General features: G+C 53.2%; 20 protein-coding genes. 11 read left to right on the top strand and 9 right to left on the bottom strand.

The features are described from left to right. Positions 1 to 108: 108 nt before the first annotated feature. Complete coding sequence (locus JHD74_RS16820; RefSeq protein WP_074031311.1) at positions 109 to 909, top strand: helix-turn-helix transcriptional regulator; 801 nt, start codon at positions 109 to 111, stop codon at positions 907 to 909. Here JHD74_RS16820 and leuA read toward each other — a convergent pair. Further along, positions 881 to 2548 carry a 2-isopropylmalate synthase gene (gene leuA / locus JHD74_RS16815; protein ID WP_199063131.1) on the bottom strand — a complete coding sequence of 556 codons (1668 nt, stop codon included), beginning with the start codon at positions 2546 to 2548 and terminating at the stop codon, positions 881 to 883. The genes JHD74_RS16820 and leuA overlap by 29 nt on opposite strands. 176 nt (positions 2549 to 2724) lie before the next feature. Between leuA and JHD74_RS16810 the strand changes: the two genes are divergently transcribed. Together JHD74_RS16810 and JHD74_RS16805 are read left to right on the top strand one after the other, a co-directional pair. Beyond that, positions 2725 to 3099, top strand: coding sequence for a MysB family protein (locus JHD74_RS16810; RefSeq protein ID WP_024485685.1), 375 nt, complete (start codon positions 2725 to 2727; stop codon positions 3097 to 3099). Positions 3100 to 3197: 98 nt separating this feature from the next. Next, on the top strand, positions 3198 to 3746 hold the full coding sequence (locus tag JHD74_RS16805; RefSeq protein ID WP_199063130.1) for a GNAT family N-acetyltransferase: 549 nt from the start codon (positions 3198 to 3200) through the stop codon (positions 3744 to 3746). Positions 3747 to 3749: 3 nt separating this feature from the next. Here JHD74_RS16805 and JHD74_RS16800 read toward each other — a convergent pair whose 3' ends face one another. From JHD74_RS16800 to JHD74_RS16790, 3 genes are all read right to left on the bottom strand, one after another. After that, on the bottom strand, positions 3750 to 3989 hold the full coding sequence (locus JHD74_RS16800) for a YceK/YidQ family lipoprotein (protein ID WP_029711076.1): 240 nt from the start codon (positions 3987 to 3989) through the stop codon (positions 3750 to 3752). A gap of 83 nt (positions 3990 to 4072) precedes the next feature. Then, positions 4073 to 6634, bottom strand: a complete 2562-nt coding sequence (gene mdoH / locus JHD74_RS16795) for a glucans biosynthesis glucosyltransferase MdoH (protein WP_199063129.1) — start codon at positions 6632 to 6634, stop codon at positions 4073 to 4075. Then, complete coding sequence (locus JHD74_RS16790) at positions 6627 to 8195, bottom strand: glucan biosynthesis protein G (RefSeq protein WP_024528520.1); 1569 nt, start codon at positions 8193 to 8195, stop codon at positions 6627 to 6629. Before JHD74_RS16790 ends, mdoH begins: the two co-directional genes overlap by 8 nt. 253 nt (positions 8196 to 8448) lie before the next feature. Between JHD74_RS16790 and mdoC the strand changes: the two genes are divergently transcribed. The 3 genes from mdoC to JHD74_RS16775 all read left to right on the top strand — a co-directional run bounded on the left by mdoC (position 8449) and on the right by JHD74_RS16775 (position 12121). Then, on the top strand, positions 8449 to 9576 hold the full coding sequence (gene mdoC, locus JHD74_RS16785) for a glucans biosynthesis protein MdoC (protein ID WP_199063128.1): 1128 nt from the start codon (positions 8449 to 8451) through the stop codon (positions 9574 to 9576). 323 nt (positions 9577 to 9899) lie between these two features. Continuing rightward, positions 9900 to 10124: a hypothetical protein gene (locus JHD74_RS16780; protein WP_024528518.1), complete on the top strand. Its 225-nt coding sequence runs from the start codon at positions 9900 to 9902 to the stop codon at positions 10122 to 10124. Between the two features lie 275 nt (positions 10125 to 10399). After that, complete coding sequence (locus JHD74_RS16775; protein WP_199063127.1) at positions 10400 to 12121, top strand: potassium/proton antiporter; 1722 nt, start codon at positions 10400 to 10402, stop codon at positions 12119 to 12121. Between the two features lie 417 nt (positions 12122 to 12538). On the opposite strand, the gene JHD74_RS26890 is transcribed toward JHD74_RS16775, so the two are convergent. From JHD74_RS26890 to JHD74_RS16765, 3 genes are all read right to left on the bottom strand, one after another. Further along, the gene (locus tag JHD74_RS26890; protein ID WP_021178340.1) at positions 12539 to 12670 is read right to left on the bottom strand and encodes a hypothetical protein; all 132 of its coding nucleotides are present in this window, start codon (positions 12668 to 12670) and stop codon (positions 12539 to 12541) included. Between the two features lie 69 nt (positions 12671 to 12739). Beyond that, positions 12740 to 13243, bottom strand: coding sequence for a YlaC family protein (locus tag JHD74_RS16770; protein ID WP_199063126.1), 504 nt, complete (start codon positions 13241 to 13243; stop codon positions 12740 to 12742). A 119-nt stretch (positions 13244 to 13362) separates the two neighbouring features. Then, entirely contained in the window at positions 13363 to 13668 is a 306-nt protein-coding gene (locus JHD74_RS16765; protein ID WP_024528514.1) for a hypothetical protein, read from the bottom strand. Between the two features lie 144 nt (positions 13669 to 13812). On the opposite strand from JHD74_RS16765, the gene JHD74_RS16760 reads away from it, so the two are divergent. The 3 genes from JHD74_RS16760 (at position 13813) to JHD74_RS16750 (ending at position 17637) form a co-directional block, all read left to right on the top strand. Then, positions 13813 to 14226, top strand: a complete 414-nt coding sequence (locus JHD74_RS16760; protein WP_074031307.1) for an Exc2 family lipoprotein — start codon at positions 13813 to 13815, stop codon at positions 14224 to 14226. 434 nt (positions 14227 to 14660) lie between these two features. Continuing rightward, the gene (gene proP, locus JHD74_RS16755) at positions 14661 to 16163 is read left to right on the top strand and encodes a glycine betaine/L-proline transporter ProP (RefSeq protein ID WP_024528512.1); all 1503 of its coding nucleotides are present in this window, start codon (positions 14661 to 14663) and stop codon (positions 16161 to 16163) included. A 148-nt stretch (positions 16164 to 16311) separates the two neighbouring features. Next, positions 16312 to 17637 carry an MFS transporter gene (locus JHD74_RS16750; protein ID WP_233169567.1) on the top strand — a complete coding sequence of 442 codons (1326 nt, stop codon included), beginning with the start codon at positions 16312 to 16314 and terminating at the stop codon, positions 17635 to 17637. A 61-nt stretch (positions 17638 to 17698) separates the two neighbouring features. On the opposite strand, the gene JHD74_RS16745 is transcribed toward JHD74_RS16750, so the two are convergent. Continuing rightward, positions 17699 to 18655, bottom strand: coding sequence for a DMT family transporter (locus JHD74_RS16745; protein WP_024528509.1), 957 nt, complete (start codon positions 18653 to 18655; stop codon positions 17699 to 17701). Positions 18656 to 18794: 139 nt separating this feature from the next. Between JHD74_RS16745 and JHD74_RS16740 the strand changes: the two genes are divergently transcribed. After that, positions 18795 to 19289 carry an Lrp/AsnC family transcriptional regulator gene (locus tag JHD74_RS16740; RefSeq protein ID WP_024485698.1) on the top strand — a complete coding sequence of 165 codons (495 nt, stop codon included), beginning with the start codon at positions 18795 to 18797 and terminating at the stop codon, positions 19287 to 19289. Between the two features lie 77 nt (positions 19290 to 19366). Here JHD74_RS16740 and JHD74_RS16735 read toward each other — a convergent pair whose 3' ends face one another. After that, on the bottom strand, positions 19367 to 19786 hold the full coding sequence (locus tag JHD74_RS16735; protein WP_199063125.1) for a hypothetical protein: 420 nt from the start codon (positions 19784 to 19786) through the stop codon (positions 19367 to 19369). 268 nt (positions 19787 to 20054) lie between these two features. On the opposite strand from JHD74_RS16735, the gene JHD74_RS16730 reads away from it, so the two are divergent. Continuing rightward, a complete protein-coding gene (locus JHD74_RS16730) occupies positions 20055 to 20507 on the top strand; it encodes a hypothetical protein (RefSeq protein ID WP_199063124.1) in 453 nt (150 codons plus the stop codon). Positions 20508 to 20976 lie beyond the last annotated feature (469 nt).

The following is a 20976-nucleotide window of genomic DNA, read 5'->3' as shown; positions in this document are numbered from 1 at the left end:
AGCCTAAGCTGTTTCATGGCAAAACGGCGTACAGGAAATGCGCTTTGCGGTAGCGGCAAGACATGGCATGCTGCAACAGACACGTCATCAGGCTCCAGAGGAGAAACAATGCTGTTTAACGTCGATTTTCTCCCAGAAAATCAGTCTATCGTGCCATTTTCAAAGGACTATCAGGATGGTGATAGCGAACCTGATCACTGCCACAACTGCGCCCAACTGATCCATGGCCTTAGCGGCGTAGTACAGGTGAATACGCGTGTAGGCAGCTGGGTTGTTCCCCCAGGCCGTGGCGTCTGGTTACCGGCCAAAGTGGAACATAACCTGCGTTTTAGCGGTAACGTAGCAGCACGCACACTGTTCGTCGATCCCCTGGCCCGTGCCGATTTGCCTGCTCAGTGCCAGGTCGTGCAGATTTCTCCCTTGTTACGTGAACTGATTATCAGCGCGATGGATATTCAGCCAGGCTATCGGCCCGGCGGACGCGAAGAGCGCATTATGGAACTGATCCTCGATGAGTTACGTATGCTGCCGATCCTGCCTCTACACCTGCCCGAGCCACGCGATGGCGTCTTGTTGGCCCTGTGCCAGCACATTCAGCAATCTTTGGCACAGCCTTGGGAGTTGGAACTGGCGGCGCAGCACATCAACGTCAGTGGCCGTACGCTGTCCCGTCGCTTCCAACGTGAGACTGGCCTACGCTTTAGCGACTGGGTGCGTCGTGCCCGCCTGCTGGCAGCACTCAACGCCCTGGCTGCCGGAAGGTCGGTGCTGGAGGTGGCTTTGGATCTGGGTTATGACAGCCCCAGCGCGTTTAGCGCCATGTTCCGCCGCCTGCTTGGCGTTTCCCCCAGCACCTATTTTGCCCAGGCTCAGCCTGCGATCACGGCAAACAGCGGCCAGCCACGTTGAACAGAGCCTGGAGCGAGGCGCTGGCCGAGTCGGCATCAATCCCAACTCCGTAAATTGCCTCCCCTTTTGCTGGCGTACAACGGATATAGGTTACTGCCCGGCTATGGCTCTGATGGCCCAGGGTATGTTCATGGTAGTCGTCGATAGCCAGCACCAAGCCAAAGCGTTGGCAGAGCGTATCTACCGCGCTGGACAACAGCCCGTTCCCGCTACCTTGCAGCTGCATTGGTTCTCCTGCCAGAGCTACCTGCGCCGTAAAGCTGTAAGCCGCCCCACCCTGGCTTTGCGTTTGATAGCTAAGCAGTTGCAAACGCGGCTGTTCCACCAATCCGTAGCTGTTGCGGAACAGCCGCCAGATCTCCGCCACCGTCATTTCCTTGCCGCTTTCATCCGTGGCCTGTTGCACCACTTTGCTGAAGTCAATCTGCAAGCCACGCGGCAAGCGCAATCCATGATTCTGCTCCAGCAGCCAGGCCGCCCCGCTCTTGCCAGACTGGCTGTTAACGCGGATCACCGCCTCATAGCTGCATCCCACGTCTGCCGGGTCGAGCGGCAGATAAGGCACCTGCCATAACCCATCTTCACGCTGCTGTTGGGCGGCGAAACCTTTCTTGATGGCGTCCTGATGCGAGCCCGAGAACGCGGTAAACACCAACTCCCCGGCATAAGGATGGCGTGGATGCACCGGTAACTGGTTGCACTGTTCCACCACTTCAACCACTTCTTTCAACCGGCTGAAGTCCAGCTCTGGCGCGATGCCCTGGGTGTACAAATTGAGCGCTAACGTCACCAAATCGACATTGCCCGTGCGTTCGCCGTTGCCAAACAGGCAGCCTTCCACTCGGTCAGCCCCCGCCAGCATGGCCAACTCGGCGCAAGCGACACCGGTACCACGATCGTTATGCGGATGCACGCTGATGGTCACCTGTTTCCGCTGGCTGAAGTGGCGACAGAACCATTCGATCTGGTCGGCATAAATGTTCGGGGTACTCATCTCCACGGTGGCCGGCAGGTTGATAATCATGGGCCGCTGGCGTTCAGGTTGCCACACGTCTGCCACCGCCTCACAGATTTGCAGGGCAAACTCCAGCTCGGTAAAGCAGAAGGTCTCTGGCGAATACTCAAAGCACCAATCAGTTTCCGGATACCGATCGCACCATTGGCGAATACGGCGTGCGCCATTCACCGCCAGCGCCACGGTAGCGGCCTTGTCCTGCTTGAAAACGATATCGCGAAACATCGGGGCGGTGGCGTTATACAGATGCACTATGGCACGTGGAGCCCCTTGTAACGACTCCATCGTGCGGTCGATCAGATCGTCGCGCGACTGCGTCAGCACCTGGATTGAGACATCATCCGGGATCAGCTGTTGCTCTATCAAGTGCCGCACGAAATCAAAGTCGGTTTGCGATGCGGAAGGAAATGCCACCTCGATTTCCTTGAACCCGCAGGCCAGTAACAGTTGATAGAACTGTAGCTTGCGAGCGTTATCCATCGGTTCGGCCAACGCCTGATTGCCGTCACGCAGATCGCTGGAACACCAGCGCGGTGCCTGCTGCTGGGTGCGCCCCGGCCACTGACGATCGGGTAAATCGATGGCCGGGAATGGCCGGTACTTGCTTGCTGGGTTGGCTAACATCCTGATTCTCCTACAGACCAAAGGGTGTAGCCATTATTTCCTGCCCGTAGCCAGGCGTCTCCCGGCTGATGGACAACTATCGTCGCAAAACGGACAACAAAAAATTTGCATCCTGCGGCGATGCGACAACAATTAATGCTGGTGTCCCCCCAAGATGATTGAAAAAGGAGATGAGCATGAGCCTGTATGCCACGCTGGAAGAAGCGATCGAAGCCGCTCGCGAAGAGTTTATCGAAACGGCGGAAGGCGGCGATGATGAGCCGCCGGTACCTCAACAGTTTAACCTGCAAAAATACATCATGTTGGATGGCGACACGATGTGGCAGGCCGAGTTTTTCGAAGAAGAAGGCGAGTCTGTCGAATGCATGACGATGCGCAGCGGCGCAGCCGCCCAGGCCATTTTTGACGGTGACTACGACGAGATTGAGATCCGCGCCGAGTGGATCAACGAAAATACGCTGCATGAGTGGGAAGAAGGGGATTTTCAGCTCGATCCGCCGCTGGATACCGAAGAAGGCCAGAGCGCTGCCGACGAATGGGATGAACGTTGAGCCCGTTGGGTGGGCGCCTGGTTTGCCCACCCTCGCCTTGACGACCCTGGCTACACATTGCATGCTGCAACATTCTCCTCTTAACACAGGCAGGTATCATGCTCATCAGGCAAGCGGTTCCCGGTGATTATCCCGCAATTCTGGCTCTACAGGCGCAAAACACCCCAGAGAACCTCAACGCCCAGCAGCGGCAACAGGGTTTTATCGTCTCGCAGATGAACGAAAAACAGCTGGCAAGCATCAATAACGGCCTGGGTATTCTTATCGCCATTGAGGATGAGCAGTTGGCTGGGTTTGTCTGCCTGATGCCAACCAACGCCCAACCCCGACCGCCGGTCGTGGATGCCATGCTGCACACGTTGGCCACGCAACGCTTTCAAGACCAGGCGTTGGATCAACAGCGGGTATTTCTATACGGCCCGGTATGCCTGAGTGCCGAATGGCGGGGAAAAGGCCTGCTACGCCAGTTGTTTGCCGCGGTGAAAGCGCGAACTCAGCAGGATTTTGACGTTGGCGCGCTATTTGTTAATGAAGACAACCCGCATTCGCTGACCGCCCATGTCGCTGGGCTGGGGATGACGGCGTTGACCTCTTTCCACTGTAACAGCCAAAGCTATCAGTTGGTGGTCTTCGCAACCAGAGGCTAAAACCTATTCGTAAGGCCCGTGCTGCGCATCAAACGGCAGCATAAAGGTATCCACCACCAGCGAGAGCGGTACATCAATCACCATAACGCTGCGCCAGGGAGTATCACGCAAATCCCACTGCACCCCTGGATAATATTGGTGCCCATGGCCTGCGCCAGGTACCGTGCGGCTGATAATGCTACCGCAGCCAGATAATGCCGTCGTCATAGCGGCCAACAGTGCCAGACGGACTAGTGAAGCCATTTTCAACAACCAAGCCTTTTTTGAGATTGCAACGAAAAAGGGGAACACGCAGCGCGCATTCCCCCTGTAATTAACGCTAACCGTCAGCGTTGGCCGACGGGGTGAGCCAGTTCATTATGCGGTAACTGCCGATAATGCTCGCGCCAGGCTTCGCCCTGCGGCAGCAGCCAAATACGCTGATGCAGGCGTGACAACGCCACAGGATCGCTTAACAGCTCAAGGCGTTTGGCTTTTGCCAACTTCTCTGGCCCGACTTCCAGCGCCTCGTTCACCCGCTCTTCCCGCGCCCGATCGATAATGGTACGCAGATGGTGACGAGCCGTTGCCAGCGCGGCAGCCAAGGCGTTGTAGGACGGGTCCACCGCCGCATGCATAAAGCCGTTGCGCAAGGCACGCTGGCGATTAAGTTGCAGATAGGTGTCTGTGGCAACCAGTTCACGCGGCGGATCGTACTCTTCCGGGATCAGGAACAGCTTGGCTCGCTTGCTCTTGAGGCCGAGCGTAGCGCGGCTCGACAGCGCCGAAACAAACGGTGACAGGATCAGCGAGAAGACGATCGGTGACAGCCACCACAGGAAGTTCAGATCCAGCAATGCCATACCGCCGCCCCAAACCAGACCCAGCAGCATTTGCGAACCGTGACGCTTGAAGGCTTCGCCCCAAGGGGTGTCATCATCATCACGCTGCGGCGAGTTCCACACCACTTCCCAGCCCAGGAACGCGCTGACCACAAACACGGTATGGAACAGCATGCGCACCGGCGCCAACAGCACTGAGAACATCACTTCCATCAGCATGGAAATCAGCAACCGGATCGGCCCGCCATACTGCTTCGAGCCTTTCGCCCAGACCAGCACGATGCTCAGCAACTTCGGTAAAAACAGCAGTACCATGGTGGTGGAGAACAGCGCAATAGCCAGTTCTGGCTTCCACTGTGGCCACACCGGGAACAACTGCCGGGGTTGCAGGAAGTATTGCGGTTCCACCAGCGTATGCACTATCTGCAACGCGGTGGACAGCGCCAGGAACATAAACCACAACGGTGCCGACAGGTAGGACATTACCCCGGTCAGGAACACCGCACGGTGTACCGGGTGCATACCTTTTACCAGGAACAGGCGGAAGTTCATCAGGTTACCATGACACCAACGGCGGTCACGTTTCAGCTCGTCCAACAGGTTAGGCGGTAACTCTTCATAACTGCCCGGCAGATCGTAGGCAATCCACACGCCCCAGCCAGCACGACGCATCAATGCGGCTTCCACAAAGTCATGGGAGAGGATGGAACCGGCAAACGAGCCCTCGCCCGGCAACGGCGCTAAAGCACAGTGCTCGATAAAGGGTTTCACCCGGATGATGGCGTTATGACCCCAGTAATGGGATTCGCCCAACTGCCAGAAGTGCAGACCAGCGGTGAACAGCGGGCCATAAAGGCGCGTGGCGAACTGCTGCACACGGGCATACAACGTATCCATACCCGAGGCTTTTGGCGCAGACTGGATGATACCGGCGTTCGGGTTAGCTTCCATCAAGCGCACCAGGCCGGTGAGGCACTCGCCGCTCATCACGCTGTCCGCATCCAGGATCACCATGTAGCTGTACTCACCGCCCCAACGACGGCAGAAGTCGTCGATGTTGCCACTTTTACGTTTCACACGACGGCGGCGACGGCGGTAGAAGATACGTCCATGCCCCTCAACATCGCGGCACAGCTCCATCCAGGCCTTCTGTTCAGCGACGCAGATATCGGGATCGTAACTGTCGCTAAGCACATAGATATCGAAATGCTCAAGCTGACCGGTCGCCTTCACCGACTCGTAGGTTGCCCGCAACCCGGCAAATACCCGTTCAACGTCTTCGTTACAGATCGGCATGATCAACGCGGTACGGTGCGCTGGATCGATCGGCTCGTCGCCTTTGATAGTCGAAGAGATGCTGTATTTATCTTTGCCAATCAGCAGTTGCAGGAACCCCATCAGCGCCGTCCAGAAACCGGCTGAGACCCAGCAGAACAGAATGGCAAACAGGATCAGAATACCGGTCTGCAAAAGATAAGGTAATATTTGCAGCATCGACTGCATCAGATCCTGATCCAACATGGCGATAGGATCGATCAGCGCCCAGCCCTGATAAGGCAGGATGGTTTTCATGTACCAGGTGGCGATGCCGGTTTGCACCAGCATCAGGATTAACAGCACGTAACGGCGCATTGAACCGACAATACGCCAGCGGTTTTCCGCCTCGGCTTCTTCTTTGCTGGCATGACGATTATGCGTCTTACGGCCCAGCAGAGTATCCCAAAAACGCCCCACCGGGTTGGTGCGCCAGGCTTCGGGGAACATGGTAGTACGTTTTACCGGCGGCGTGGCTTTCAGGATGGTGCGCCCTTCCGGGTCACAATCAAAATCGTCGTCATCGACGGCATCCGGCCAAGCCTGGCTTATACGCGCCTTGACCGAGGCCAGGGCGATGTCATCTGCAGACAGAGACGCAACATTGGCATCAGAGGTTCCCATCTGACGATGTAAAGCCTCCAGTGCCGGTGTATCGCCTGCCATTACTTGTTGTTTGAGCACCCCTGACCGCTCATCGGTCAGGGGCATTGCCGCAAGATATTCCTGGGCAGTTTCAGTAGACTTATTCATTGGCAGGTAGCTGATAGCTCCAGGTTTCCGTCAAGGTCTTGTCACCGTTGACCAACGCAGCACGCATTTCTACCGGTTGTTTGTCGTCTTTCACTTTCAAACGCACCGTCAAACGCCAACCTTTGGTGACCGGATTGTAGCGAACGCTGTTTTCCACCATTTCGCCGTTGTCACCAATGCTGATCTGAGAAGCTACCGGCGTATTGGCATCCAGCGCTTTCAATGCCGGGCCGACGAAGTCAACCAGGAACGCCACGCTGCCGTCCGGCTCGCGGATCAGGTTTGACTGCTTCACATCACCGGTTGAACGCATGGTTTTACCCACGTAGCCGATATCCTGTGAATGCAGTTTCTCTTCGTCGCGGGTGAAGTACAGGCGGTAGTTCAATGCCAACGGCGTTTTTGCATCAGGCAATACGTCCGGCGTCCAGAACGCCACGATGTTATCGTTGGTTTCATCCGCGGTTGGGATCTCTACCAGCTCAACCTTGCCCTTGCCCCAATCGCCGCGCGGTTCAACCCAGGCGCTTGGACGCAGATCGTAACGATCGTCCAGATCCTGATAATCGCGGAAATCGCGGCCACGCTGTAACAGACCAAAACCTTTCGGGTTTTCGATGCTGTAAGTGCTGACCGACAGGTGCTTAGGATTGTTCAGAGGACGCCAGATCCACTCGCCGTTACCGGCATGGATCGACAGACCGTTGGAGTCATGCAGCGCCGGACGGTAGTTCAGCGTTGGCGAAGGCTGGCTCGGCCCGAACAGGAACATGCTGGTTAACGGTGCCATACCCAACTTGCCCACTTTGTCGCGCAGGAACACTTTGGATTGGACATCTACCGTGGTATCGCGGCCGGGGTAAACCACAAAACGGTAAGCGCCGGTAGCACGTGGAGAATCCAGCAAGGCATAAATCACCAGATGCTTGTCGCCCTGCTTGGGACGTTCGATCCAGAACTCGCGAAAACGCGGGAACTCTTCGCCAGATGGCAAGGCGGTATCGATAGCCAGCCCACGAGCAGAAAGCCCATAAACCTGCCCTTTACCCACTACGCGGAAATAGCTCGCGCCCAGCATACTCATGATTTCGTCGTTCTTATCCGCACTGTTGACCGGATAGAGCACTTTAAACCCGGCGAAACCGAGTTTCTTCACCGAATCGGGATCGTGCTTGACGGAACCAAAGTCGAAAAAGTCCGGGCTGTATTTGATCTCTTTGACGGCGGTGGCCGTGACCTCGTTGATGATGACCGGCGTGTCGAAGTACATCCCTTGATGGTAGAACTCAAGCTTGAAAGGGGTTTTCAGCTTACTCCACACGGCTTTGTCGTGATTGAACTGGATCTGTTGATAGTCCGCGAACTTCAGTTCACGGAACTGGGAAGGAAGGTTGCTCTTCGGGGCTTCAAAGCCTTTTCCTGCCAGATCCTGCGCCTGTTTGGCCACATCGTCGATAGAAAAAGCCCAAGCCTGCGAACTCAACAACGTGCACAAAACGGTAGCACCTAACCAACGTACGCTCGTGGCGCGTGGTTTTTTTGATAATAGATTTACTAGCACATCCCCCCCTATTCGTGTGCTCAAAATATTCAAAATCCATATTAATGGATTATTCAGCTCGCCGACAACATGATAAACGTGAGTTGATGTTTACGGCTTAGAGTTTAAGCAGTTGTGCAGCGTAGCAAGCCGGGCTCCAAGACGCTATGGAAAAATGTCGGTCGCTATAGTAGGGTTTAGGTTTGCGATTAGCCCATTGCCGACTTATTAAGCGGGTTTACACTCCCCCAGATGCAACCACCAGCGGTAACCTATGACTGACAGCACTAACCAGCGCGAGTTTTTCCTGGATTCGATCCGGGCCTATTTGATGCTGCTGGGCATTCCTTTTCATCTTTCTCTGATTTACTCCAGCCACTCGTGGGCGGTAAACAGCGCGACCCCGTCGTTTTCGCTGACGGTGCTGAACGACTTTATTCACGCCTTTCGCATGCAGGTGTTCTTCATTATCTCCGGCTACTTCTCCTACATGCTGTATGAACGCTATGACAGCCATCGCTGGTTGAAGGTACGCCTGGAGCGGGTTGCCATCCCGCTATTGAGCTCTATCCCATTGATTACCCTGCCACAGTTTTTTTTACTCAAGAACTACACCGATAAATTAACCGGCTGGGATGATTTTACCCCCTATCAAAAAATAAACGTGGCGGTTTGGGAGTTGGTCTCCCATCTGTGGTTTTTATTAACCTTATGCTTATTGACCTGCGCCTGTTTTTATCTGTTTAAAAAAATTAAAGCGATAAAAACGCCGATGGCACCGCAGCCAATAAATAAGATGACCAATCTCAGCAATATCTCATTGTGGTTTTTATTGTATGCCTTTATATACTGCGTGTTTCATCGCATTATTTTAATCACCGCCCCGCATTTACTGTCTAATGGGCTGTTCAACTTCGTGGTGATGGAAACCCTGTTCTACCTGCCGTTCTTCATTGCGGGTGCCTATGCCTTCAAGTATCCATGGCTGAAAGCGGTGTTCCTCAAGCCCTCATGGCCAGCCGTACTGGGCTCGCTGCTACTGTTCGTGGCCTACATGCTCAACCAGAAACTGTTGGCGCACAGCAGCTTCGGGTTTGAACTGGAAATCATGATCAAAGCCGTGCTCGGGGTTCTGATGGCCAACGTGGTGTTCGCATTTGGCCATGCGCTGCTCGATTTCCATTCGCCTCGCATTACCTATCTGGTCAACGCTTCACTGTTTATCTATCTGGTTCACCATCCGCTGACGCTGATATACGGGGCCTTCATGACTCCGCTAATCGATAATAATCTGCTGGGTTTCCTGCTGGGTCTGGTGTTCGTCTTTGCCTGCGCCTTTCTGTTATATGAGCTGCACAAGCGTATCCCGCTGTTACGCTTTCTGTTCTCTGGCAAAGCCTAGCCTCTGTTGTAAAGGCGTTGCTTGCAGCGCCCTGCAAACATGACATTCCTCACTGTGGCCCTTTCGCAGGAGCGCCGCATGCTGCGCCCGCTTAGCTATAATTGATCGGTGTTCAGCGCACCTATTGCTCAACCTATCGCGAGCCGTTGATGCAAAGTTGTGCTGGAGCATATTGCGGTGAGTTGTTATAACTACAGTGCATAAGAAAAAATCCACATCCCTGCCTTACGGTAGCGATTGGGCTCACGAACCCTAAGGGATGGCGCATCACCATCGCGTGCGCCGGTAACATTTCCCTTCCGTCACGACAGAGAGGATTTTTAATGACCGATAAACCAACCGCGGCAACCGAAACCGTAGCAGAAAACGCCACACTACTGAAAATCTTGGGTAGACTGCTGTCCGCACTGGATTCCTCCATCAGCGGCAAAGATCGTAGCGTATTGGTAACCGAACTTTCCAGCCTCAACCTGGACGGGATCTCCGAGGCCGAAAGGAAACTGGCAGCAGAATTAATCAAGCGTGCCCTGCAATCACTCGATCACTAACCCCCCGCCTGCAAACCATTAAGCCTCCTGCTGGGGGGTTAATGGTTTTTCATCAATAACCTGTTTGCTACCGTCCTCAATGATCTGATAAATAGGCACAAAAGCCGCAAGACCCACATTTCACCTCTCTTTTCATCACATTTTGCGGCAAGTAGCCATAATGACATCATTTTTTGGCAATCAGCCTTGGCGTTGCACAGGAAAAACAGGCTATTATGACCCGGTGTCTTTGCTTTGGCGCCCCCTTTCAGCTCAACTCGCAGGAGAACATTATTTTGGATGCCAGCACGATCAATAGCTTGTTCATCATCGGTGCCGTGTTGGTGGGAGCAAGTATTCTGCTCAGTTCTTTCTCTTCACGCCTGGGTATTCCCATTCTGGTGATCTTCCTGGCGATAGGCATGCTGGCCGGTGTTGACGGCCCTGGTGGTATCGCCTTTGATAACTATCCCGCCGCCTATCTGGTCAGTAACCTGGCTCTGGCAGTGATCCTGCTCGACGGCGGTATGCGTACCCGCGTCAGCTCCTTTCGTGTCGCGTTGTGGCCAGCATTGTCACTGGCCACCCTCGGCGTACTGATCACCGCCGGACTGACGGGCCTGGCCGCCGCTTGGCTGTTTAACCTCGATTTGATCCAGGGGCTGCTGATCGGTGCCATTATTGGATCGACCGATGCGGCCGCGGTGTTTTCACTGCTGGGTGGCAAAGGGCTGAACGAGCGTGTCAGCGCGACGCTGGAAATTGAGTCCGGCAGCAACGATCCGATGGCGGTGTTTTTAACCATCACCCTGATTGCCATGATTTCCGCTGGCGAAACCTCGCTGAGCTGGATGTTCATCGTCCATCTCTTGCAGCAGTTTGGTATGGGCATCGTGATTGGTCTGGGCGGAGGCTGGTTGCTGATCACGCTGATCAACCACATCAAGCTGGCGGAAGGGTTGTATCCGCTGCTGGCGGTGAGCGGCGGCATCTTGATCTTTGCCCTGACTACCGCTCTGGATGGCAGCGGCATTCTGGCGGTCTATCTGTGCGGCCTGCTGCTGGGTAACCGTCCAATCCGTAACTACCATGGCATTGTGCAAACCTTCGACGGTCTGGCTTGGCTGAGCCAAATCGGCATGTTCCTGGTGCTAGGGCTGTTGCTTAACCCGCACGACCTGTTGCCTATCGCCATCCCTGCCCTGCTGCTCTCGCTGTGGATGATCCTGTTTGCCCGCCCGATTTCGGTGTTTATCGGCCTGCTGCCGTTTCGCAACTTCAACCTGCGCGAACGGATGTTTATCTCCTGGGTGGGGTTGCGCGGCGCGGTGCCGGTGATCCTGGCGGTATTCCCGATGATGGCCGGGCTACCCAATGCCAATCTGTTCTTTAACGTCGCGTTCTTTGTGGTGTTGGTTTCACTGCTGTTGCAGGGTACTTCGCTGTCCTTTGCCGCCAAAAAGGCCAAGGTGGTGGTGCCACCAGCATTAGCTCCGATCTCGCGCGTGGGGCTGGATGTTCACCAGGAAAACCAATGGGAGCAGTTTGTCTATCAGCTAAGCGCTGAAAACTGGTGCGTCGGCGCAGCGCTGCGCGAACTCAAGATGCCGCCGGGAACGCACATTGCCGCGCTGTTCCGTGGCAAAGAACTGTTACACCCGAGTGGCAGCACCCGCTTGCTGGCAGGCGATACCCTGTGCGTTATTGGCCATGAACACGATTTGCCTGCGTTGGGTAAACTGTTCAGCCAGGCACCTACGGTTACGCTGGATGAGCGGTTCTTCGGTGATTTCATTCTGCAATCCGATGCGCGCCTGAGTGATATTTCTCAGGTTTACGGCCTGAATCTGCAAGAGGGCGTGGACGATCAGCAAACGCTCGGCCAGTTCGTCACCCGGTTAATCGGGGGAGAAGCCGTGGTGGGGGATCAGGTGGAATGGGATGGTTTAACCTGGACTATCGCGGAGATGGATGCTAATCAAATCAGCAAAATAGGCGTCAAGATCGTTACCGATTAACCCGTTGAACGCCATTAACCATGCCGTTGCGGGAACTAATCCGGCCCGGAAAACTCTTAATGACTGTCATTAATGCCCACCTCAACGCTGAGGTGGGCCGTTTGCGGCACATCAACCGTCGGATAAGATCTTGAGCAGCAAAGCGAAGTTCTTTTCAGCCTTGACCGTCATCGCTTTTAGCGTTGCCTTACTGGATTTGGGTATCGCCGATTTGGTCCATCGAATACTACTTGGATGATGTAACCTGATGCAAAAACAACAAGAGAAAGATTTACTGGGAAAAGTGCTGCTGACCGTGTCTGCACTATGCCTCGTTACCGTGGCTGGGCTGTTGATCTGGGGTTTTGTGCTGGATTGAGGCAATGTCTGGCGGGTGGGCATAAAAAAACCGCCGCAGCGGTTTTTTTGGCAATTCAATCAGATTTTGCAGCCTTCGCAGTCTTCTTCATCCTCAAGAATTTCAGGAACTTCCCTGGCCTTCTGCGCCGCGTTTTTTTCCGCTTTGGCTAATTCATCATCAATGTCAAAATCAAAAATATCATCACTCATCGCTATTTCCTAAGAATAGTCTCATAACCGACAACTATTATAACCAACATCGACACCCGCGCAACCTATTCAGCTCAGCACGGCCTGCGGTGCTGACGGGGTGGATAACCTTTTGGCATAGGCCAGATCGTAAACGTCATAGAAATCAATCTCGCCCTTGTTGGCGATGATTTCCTGCATACGGGTTTTCAACACCGGGCTCACCGTAGGTTCGTTCAACAGTGCCTGGATGGCATGCGGCGACAGCGCGCGCGTAAAGTACCATTCCCCATTGTAACAAACTCGCAGATCCAGCACGCCGATGTCCTCAAAACGGTAAACCGGTTTGATTTCAATCAGCAGCATGGCAAACATAAACAGCACAAAGGCAGTAAAACCCAGGAACGAATACAGCCCCATATAGGGCACCGGATACATCACCGCGATCACCGCAAAATAGCCAGCGAACATGGCAAAACACAGCCAACGGTGGGTACGCGCAAACTCGCTGTTGAAACGCGGCTTGCCGTCACGCCCTTCCCGCCGGTTAATCTGCTCTATCTCTGTAACCAGGATGTTCTTAATCGTATCCATCGCTATACCTTAATGCCTCAGCGCATCGTGACTATCACCAATCTCAGCCCAAGCTATCACAATGACAGTTTATTGAGGTAGATCAATTCCTGCATTATTCGCCGCAAACTGTTATAGGATCAGCGTGACTGTGATGTCCTTCCCTGCCCCTGTGCGACCATAAACATACGCTGTGCCACATCATCCGCCTGCTTGATTTTACGTTTCTGCGGTTCGTCACAGCGATGTGCAGCTCGTACATAGGCGATTTCATGTGCCTGATCGATCATTGAGATCACCTTGTCGCACGCTGTTTTATCCATATTACCTAATAGGGTGGTGATGATTGCCTGGTAGGCATTGGAGGCCGCAGTGAGTGCCTGTTCACGGGCTTCCAATGCCTCTATACGCTGCAAAAGCACTTGAAGCAGTTCGGTATCAGACATATCCACCTCCACTCACCAGGCAACGCTGCCTGTAATAAGTGTAGCAAGGGTTGCACTATCAAGATGGGTTTCAATATGTTGCTACTGGGATAGAATAGCGGGACATCCTCTGGAACCTTCAATACCTATAACAAGGAGCTTCACATGTTATCGAAACATTACCGCTCGATCCCGTTGTTAGCCACGTTATTGCTCTGCGCTTGCACCACCTCACAAAACAGCGTTGAAAGACACGCCCGCCATGCCACCTTCCAGTTGGCGGAGGCACATTTCGGCCCCGATACACGCACCGATATCTCAAAATCGACGAAAGCCGCCATCCCATTCTTTGAGCAGTTTTATCAGATAGGCAAAAAAGATCGCCAGGATGGGCTGACCCGCGAACAGGCACAGCAAAGGGTAAATGGGTTCCGCAGCCCTGATTTTTTACCTGAGTCGGAGCAAAAGGCGACGATGTTTAATCAATCCTATACGGCTGACTCGCCGAAAAAACAGCGTGAGATCCTGCTCGAAAATGCTATCGCCACTTACTGGGATGGCTATGACGGCAAGCCTTAACCGGACGAACTACTAGCAGCACCGCCCCCTGATTTTGCATTCGTGAGGGGGCCTTAACCCTGTATCATTCCTGTACTGTTCGGGGACAGTGTAGACAGGTGTTCGGAGACATACTGAACACGTTTTAACACCCTTTATTGATGAAAACTGGCCCATCCCTCAGATAATCCTGCCGTAAAAGCCACTGAAAAACATAACATTTTTTACTCGGTTTGATTCAAACTCCAGATAACGCTAAGCTATATGACAAGAAAAACTAATCCTGAGGATGACATTTTTTGTTTAAAACCCTATTTATTGTGATGAGACTCTCAGAAAAAAACCACGAGGACGATCTGCAAAACAGAGGTGACATTAGCCTGACTGATATCTTGACCAATAAAAATGAGCGGGCCGACGAACTCGCCTACGATCAATTTTGCATGGGATGATTTATGAAGCTAAGAAAAAAAAAGCATAAACCACTACAGATTAATGACATCACGATTATTGATGACAGCAAGTTAAAGAAAGCCATTACCGCCGCCGCGTTAGGCAACGCCATGGAATGGTTTGACTTCGGTGTTTACGGCTTTGTCGCCTACGCACTAGGCCAGGTGTTCTTCCCTGGCGCCACGCCCGGCGTGCAGATGATTGCCGCTCTGGCCACCTTCTCGGTTCCTTTCCTGGTACGTCCTTTGGGCGGCGTCTTCTTCGGTGCCATGGGCGATAAATTCGGCCGCCAGAAAGTGTTATCCATCACCATCATTATTATGGCGATCAGTACCTTCTGTATCGGCCTGATCCCGTCCCACGCCTCGATTGGCATCTGGGCCCCTATTCTGCTGTTGCTGGCCAAACTGGCACAGGGCTTCTCCGTCGGCGGGGAGTATTCTGGCGCAGCCATTTTTGTAGCCGAGTATTCACCAGACCGTAAACGCGGATTTATGGGCAGTTGGCTCGACTTTGGCTCCATCGCCGGCTTCGTATTAGGAGCGGGTGTGGTGGTACTTATCTCCAGCATCGTGGGTGAGGCCAACTTCCTCGACTGGGGCTGGCGTATTCCGTTCTTCCTGGCAGCACCACTGGGTGTGATTGGCCTGTATTTGCGCCACGCCTTGGAAGAAACGCCGGCATTCCAGCAGCATATGGACAAAATGGAACAGAACGACCGTGCGGCAATTGAGAACCCGCCGAAAACTTCGTTCAAAGAGATCGCCACCAAGCACTGGAGAAGCCTGCTGGTGTGCGTAGGTATCGTGATCTCGACCAACGTGACCTACTACATGCTGCTGACCTACATGCCAAGCTACCTGTCGCATAACCTGCACTATTCCGAAGACCACGGCGTGCTGATTATCATTGCCATCATGCTAGGTATGTTGTTCGTCCAGCCATTGGTCGGCATGACCAGCGACCGCATTGGCCGTAGACCTTTCATCATTGGCGGTAGCGTCGGTCTGCTGTTGCTGGCCATCCCTAGCTTTATCTTGATCAACAGTAACGTTATCGGCCTGATTTTTGTTGGCCTCTTGATACTGGCCGTGTTGCTCAACTCCTTTATCGGGGTGATGGCCTCCATTCTGCCTGCGATGTTCCCAACCCACATCCGTTACAGCGCGCTGGCGATTTCATTCAATATCTCGGTACTGATTGCGGGCGTCACGCCAACGCTGGCCGCATGGCTGGTCGAAAGCACCGGTAACCTGTATATGCCAGCCTATTATCTGATGGTGGTGGCAGCGATTGGTCTGGTTACCGGTCTGTATATGAAAGAAACGGCCAACAAGCCGCTGCGCGGTGCTGCTCCAGCCGCCTCTGACCGCTCAGAAGCCAAAGAGCTGCTGCAGGAAACTTACGATAATATCGAGCAGAAAGTCGAAGATATCAGCCAGCAAATCGCCGATTTGGAGAAGAAAAAGCAAACGCTGATCGACCAGCATCCAAAACTGGATTAATTCTCCCCGGTGAACAAACAGGCCAGAGCTCGTTAGCGTAACGACTCTGGCCTTTTTATTACTCTCAATGGGGGCAGCATGAAGCCGGTCAAGACTTTGCCAGCCGCCTCGCTCTGTTTGCTTCCCCCCTCGAACATGCTAACTTGCCATGACTTTTCAGGAAGGCCGCAGTTATCAGGTTCGGATACCTCATTGCTTTGCGCCCCTAACTTCAACAGTAATGATTAAGGGGGTGCCCTTGCCCGCCCGACTTTTCAATCCCGTCGCCATGTACCAAGGGTTACCAAACGACGTCTATTTTATTGCCTTAGCCAGATTTGTTCTTGGTCTTGGCAATTTCATCATACCGTTCATGGTACTGCTGCTAACGCAAAAGTTAGGCTATTCAACAACCATGGCAGGCGGCCTGGCGATGGGAGTCACCGCATTCTATCTTTTGGGGAATCTGGTCGGCGGCAAGATGTCCGATAGTTTCGGCCATAAGAACATGATGATTTGGGGAGAGATCATCGGTTCGATAATCTTGGTCGTGAGTGGTTTCTTTACCGATTGGCACAGCCTGCTACCCGCGTTGCTTTTTGTCAGCTACTTCTTTTTTGGTGTAGCCCTCCCGGCAAGTAATGCCCTTGTCGCCGATCTATCTACCCCTGCCAATCGCAATGCGGTGATGTCGTTAAGCTATCTTGCCTACAATCTGGGCTCTGGGGTTGGTCCGGTTCTGGCTGGCTACCTTTTCTGGAACTACACGGCCTGGATTTTTTGGGGCAATGGTCTCGCTGGCCTGATAGGCGTAGTCATCGTTTTATTCTATGTCGCTAATCCCGCCGACAATCGGGCAACAAACGATCGGGAACACACCGAACTGGAAAAAGCCACAGAGGCTTCTGTATGGCAGGTGTTCAAGCAAAGGCCTCGGTTGCTGGTATTCGGCGTGTTATGTATGCTGCTGTGGTTTTCATTAAACCAAATGACCATGACTACCCCGCTCTACCTTAGCCATATTTTTGGCCAACAAGGGCCGGTCTTGTTTGGCCAGTTAATGACTTTCGCCAGCATTTTGGTGGTGGTGATGACACCGTTGATTATCAGAATGACCATCAACATCTGCGACATTAAAAGTCTGGCCATTTCCGCGTTTGCGTTAGCATTGGGATATGGCATTACCCTGCTATCCCCTCTGGTTGCCATGCAGTTTATTGCCTGGTTTTTCCTTACCATCGGCGAGATCTTGCTCGTCACCAAGGAGGGGATTTATTTAGCCAATAACTCTCCACGCAGCCATCGTGGGCGCATCAGCGGGATAATCACCACCATTCGGAGCCTTGGCTTAATGCCCACGTATATCTTGATGGGGGCGTATATACAAAGCTATGGTTACCCGGATGCCTGGAAATTAATCATTGGTATCTCATTGATTACGGGATTGATGTTGGTAGCCCTTTCGGCCCAGCAGAGAAAGGTTGGCGAGAAATGATTAGAACAAGCCCAACTCACAGATGTAAGCAGGCCAAGGTAACTTGGCCAGACTGATAACGCTACGGAGTCTTGATGCCACTTGCCGATGGCTTTACCGTCACAATAAAAATACCCGACATGATGACCAGCAGGCCAATACCCAGCGTGAGAGTCAATTGCTCCCCCAGGAAGATAACGGACATCAGTAAGCCTATTACCGGCACCCCAAGCATCGCCGTCGACATGCTGGTGCTCGACAACCACATGCTGGCGGCATTCACCGCAACAAAGCAGAACGCGGTCGCCAGCGGCCCCATAAACAGCAGTATTTCGATTAACGATGTAGAACCATCGCCGGTATACGGCCCTTCGAAAACCCGAGCCATCAACGCCAACGGCACGCTGGCCAGCAGCATCTGCCAGGGAGCCAGCTCATACGCGCTGCACACCCCTTTATGATAACGCAGGTGCAATATGCACATAGCCCAGGCAAAAGAGGCCGTAAGCAACATCAGGTTCGCTACGATGAGAACCTTATCGCCCCAGTTAAACGTGAACGGGTTGAACAACACAATGACCCCTACACCACCGAGTAACGAGCCCATCAATTGCCGACGTGAAAGCGACTGACGGAAAAACAACACTGCGATAGGCGTGACCCAGAGCGGCGTGGTGTAGGCTAGGATAGCGGATCGGCCAGCAGGCACTTCGGTCATGGCAAAGGCACCGAGCACGGTAAATGTCAGCATTTGCAACAGCCCTACGCTCACCACCAACGGCCAATCCTTGCGTGGCGGGAATCGCAGCTTCTTGGTCAATATCTGCAGAGCAAACAGGCACAGCGCGCCACTGACAAATCGGGCAGTAGAAAGCCAAATCGGCGTCATATGAGAAAGCCCAGCCTTCATCACCGGCCAGTTCGCCCCCCAAATCACAATGGCCCCAACCAACAGCAGGACGCCTTTAATTTTCACGCTATCGGGCGCGTAGCTCGACACGTTTGGCGAGCCGGTTAAGTATTTACCCTCAGTATCCACAGCGGTTTCTCATCCATTCATTCAATATGCTAATTTTATCTGGATAACCGGGGAAACTTTCTCTTATTATGTTCATACAATCGGCTTTTATGAGTCACTTTAACCTCATAAATCACATTTTAAGGGTAAATTTTCTCATATGAAGAAGCTTGATCGCACAGACGTCGCCATTCTGAACTCGATGCAGACGAACTCGCGGATCACCAATGCGGAGCTTGCCCGCTCGGTCAATCTGTCCCCAACTCCCTGCTTCAACCGTGTAAAAGCCATGGAAGAGTTGGGCATCATCAGGGGGCAAGTGACCTTGCTGGAACCGGCTGTGCTTGGGCTCCATGTGAACGTATTTATTCAGGTGAGTTTGGAAAAGCAGGTTGAAGGTGCACTCAGCAACTTTGAACAGGCCATTGATCAGCGCCCAGAAGTGATGGAGTGTTACCTGATGACGGGCGATGCCGATTATCTGTTGCGGGTATTGGTACCCGATATTCGCGCGCTAGAGCGTTTTATTCTGGATCATCTGACCAAGATCCCGGGCGTAGCCAACATCCGCTCCAGCTTTGCCCTCAAGCAGGTGCGCTATAAAACGGCGCTGCCGCTACCGGCAGAAGGTATCAGCATAGTCTCTACGAAATAGTCGTTTGATCCAACCGACTCAAGACGTAGGGGCGCTGCTGCGCCCAATCTTGAGTAAGTTGCGCGAGCATAGAAGGATTATTTTTTCTTGGCAGTAGTCGGATTTGGTTTGGCTTTCTTTGGCTTGGCGACGACTTCTGCAGCAACGGTTGACTCTTTAACCGCTGGCGCCGATACCTTGGTTCTCGCTTTTGCCTCTGCGGAGGGCTTGGCAACATTGCTTTTTGCTTTGGCCGCAACCACAGCAGGTTTACTTGGTGTTGTAACCATCTTAACCTCCGAGGCAGGGGGCTCTATAGCGTTGTCCTTAGCCTGAACAGCACCGGGCTGTGCAGCTAATGCTTTATATTTTTCCACCAGATTTTGGTAAGTATTTAACGCTTTGGCGCCATTAAAGGAGTTGTCAATTTTCCCAGCGCGGATCAACTCGATCACCACCTGCTGGGCCGCTAGTTCTGGGTGTTTCGCCGGATTAATAATCTCAATTTCAAATTCCATCGTCATCTCCTGATTGAATAGCCGAGTTTTGTAGCTTACCAGTTGCCGCGAGCAACAAAATCGGGCTGAATCCATTCAATTTATAAATCGACGATAGAGAAATCATAGCGCTACGTTATTGAATTCGACCATCGATTGAGAAAATGCCTCGCTACTTGTCGAATCGCGTAAGGGCTAACGAATGCTAGATTTAGATATACGCCTCAGCCACCGAAATACCCAGTCCTTTTCAGTGGCATTGGCTCGGCTCATTTTAGGAGGAACTACAATGTCAAAAAATGCAGCTCTTATGCTGACACTTACCCTACTTGGCATCGCCCCAGCCCACGCCATCAACGCAAAATTTGCCCAGCAGCTTGAGCGTTCTGGCTGCACCCAAGTGACCGAGGCCCAAGGCTGTGACATTCACAAAACCAAGGCCGAGAATGCCAAGGCCGGTTTTGGAGCCGCTCCCGCTGCTGACACCAGTGCCAGCCCATATACCGGTGAGTGGGTTGCCACATTCCCACTGACGGGTGCCACGGTAGCGACAATCAGTATCGATGCCAAGGATCATGTCTTGGTCAACGGTAAGCAGGTCAAAGCAAAGAAATCTGATGGCGCGCTGGTGTTCAGGAACGGTCACGTCACTTATACCATTCAAGGCGACCGCCGCCTCAAGGGGGAAGATGTCTGGGTGGATAATGATGCAGGCAGCAAAGGAGTGATTAACGCCAAATAAAATGCGGCTATCAGCTTGAAAGGAGGCGCCGGCAAAAAAACCGCCTCTCGGCGGCACAAAATTATTACATATTGCTCTGATTATTCTATATTTACTTTCCTGGCCGGGCGAGAGATGACCCCGTACAGCCATCAGTAGATGAATTAATCCCAGCGTTGCCAAGATCAGAAGATCGAAGTAAAAATTTCTTCGACCACGGCCTAAGGCCTGCGATACAGGCCTTAGACTGGCTCCCTCAATCATCCGTCCGTGAGCACACCATGATGGGAGAGTGCATATTTCCAATCATATACGCCTTGTCATTCCAGCGTGAAACACGAAACACCCTCGGTATCTTCCCGCTAATGCACCCCAACAGGTAGGTATTAATCACTCTTTTCGGGGTATTATCACTGTCTCTTATACACATCTAAAAAGGGGGGGGGGGGGGGGGGGGGGGGGGGGGGGGGGGGGGGGGGGGGGGGGGGGG

This window comes from Serratia sp. ASV30 (genome assembly GCF_016428815.1).
Lineage (GTDB): Bacteria > Pseudomonadota > Gammaproteobacteria > Enterobacterales > Enterobacteriaceae > Chania > Chania fonticola_C.
This window is presented reverse-complemented; position numbering and strand designations above follow the sequence as displayed.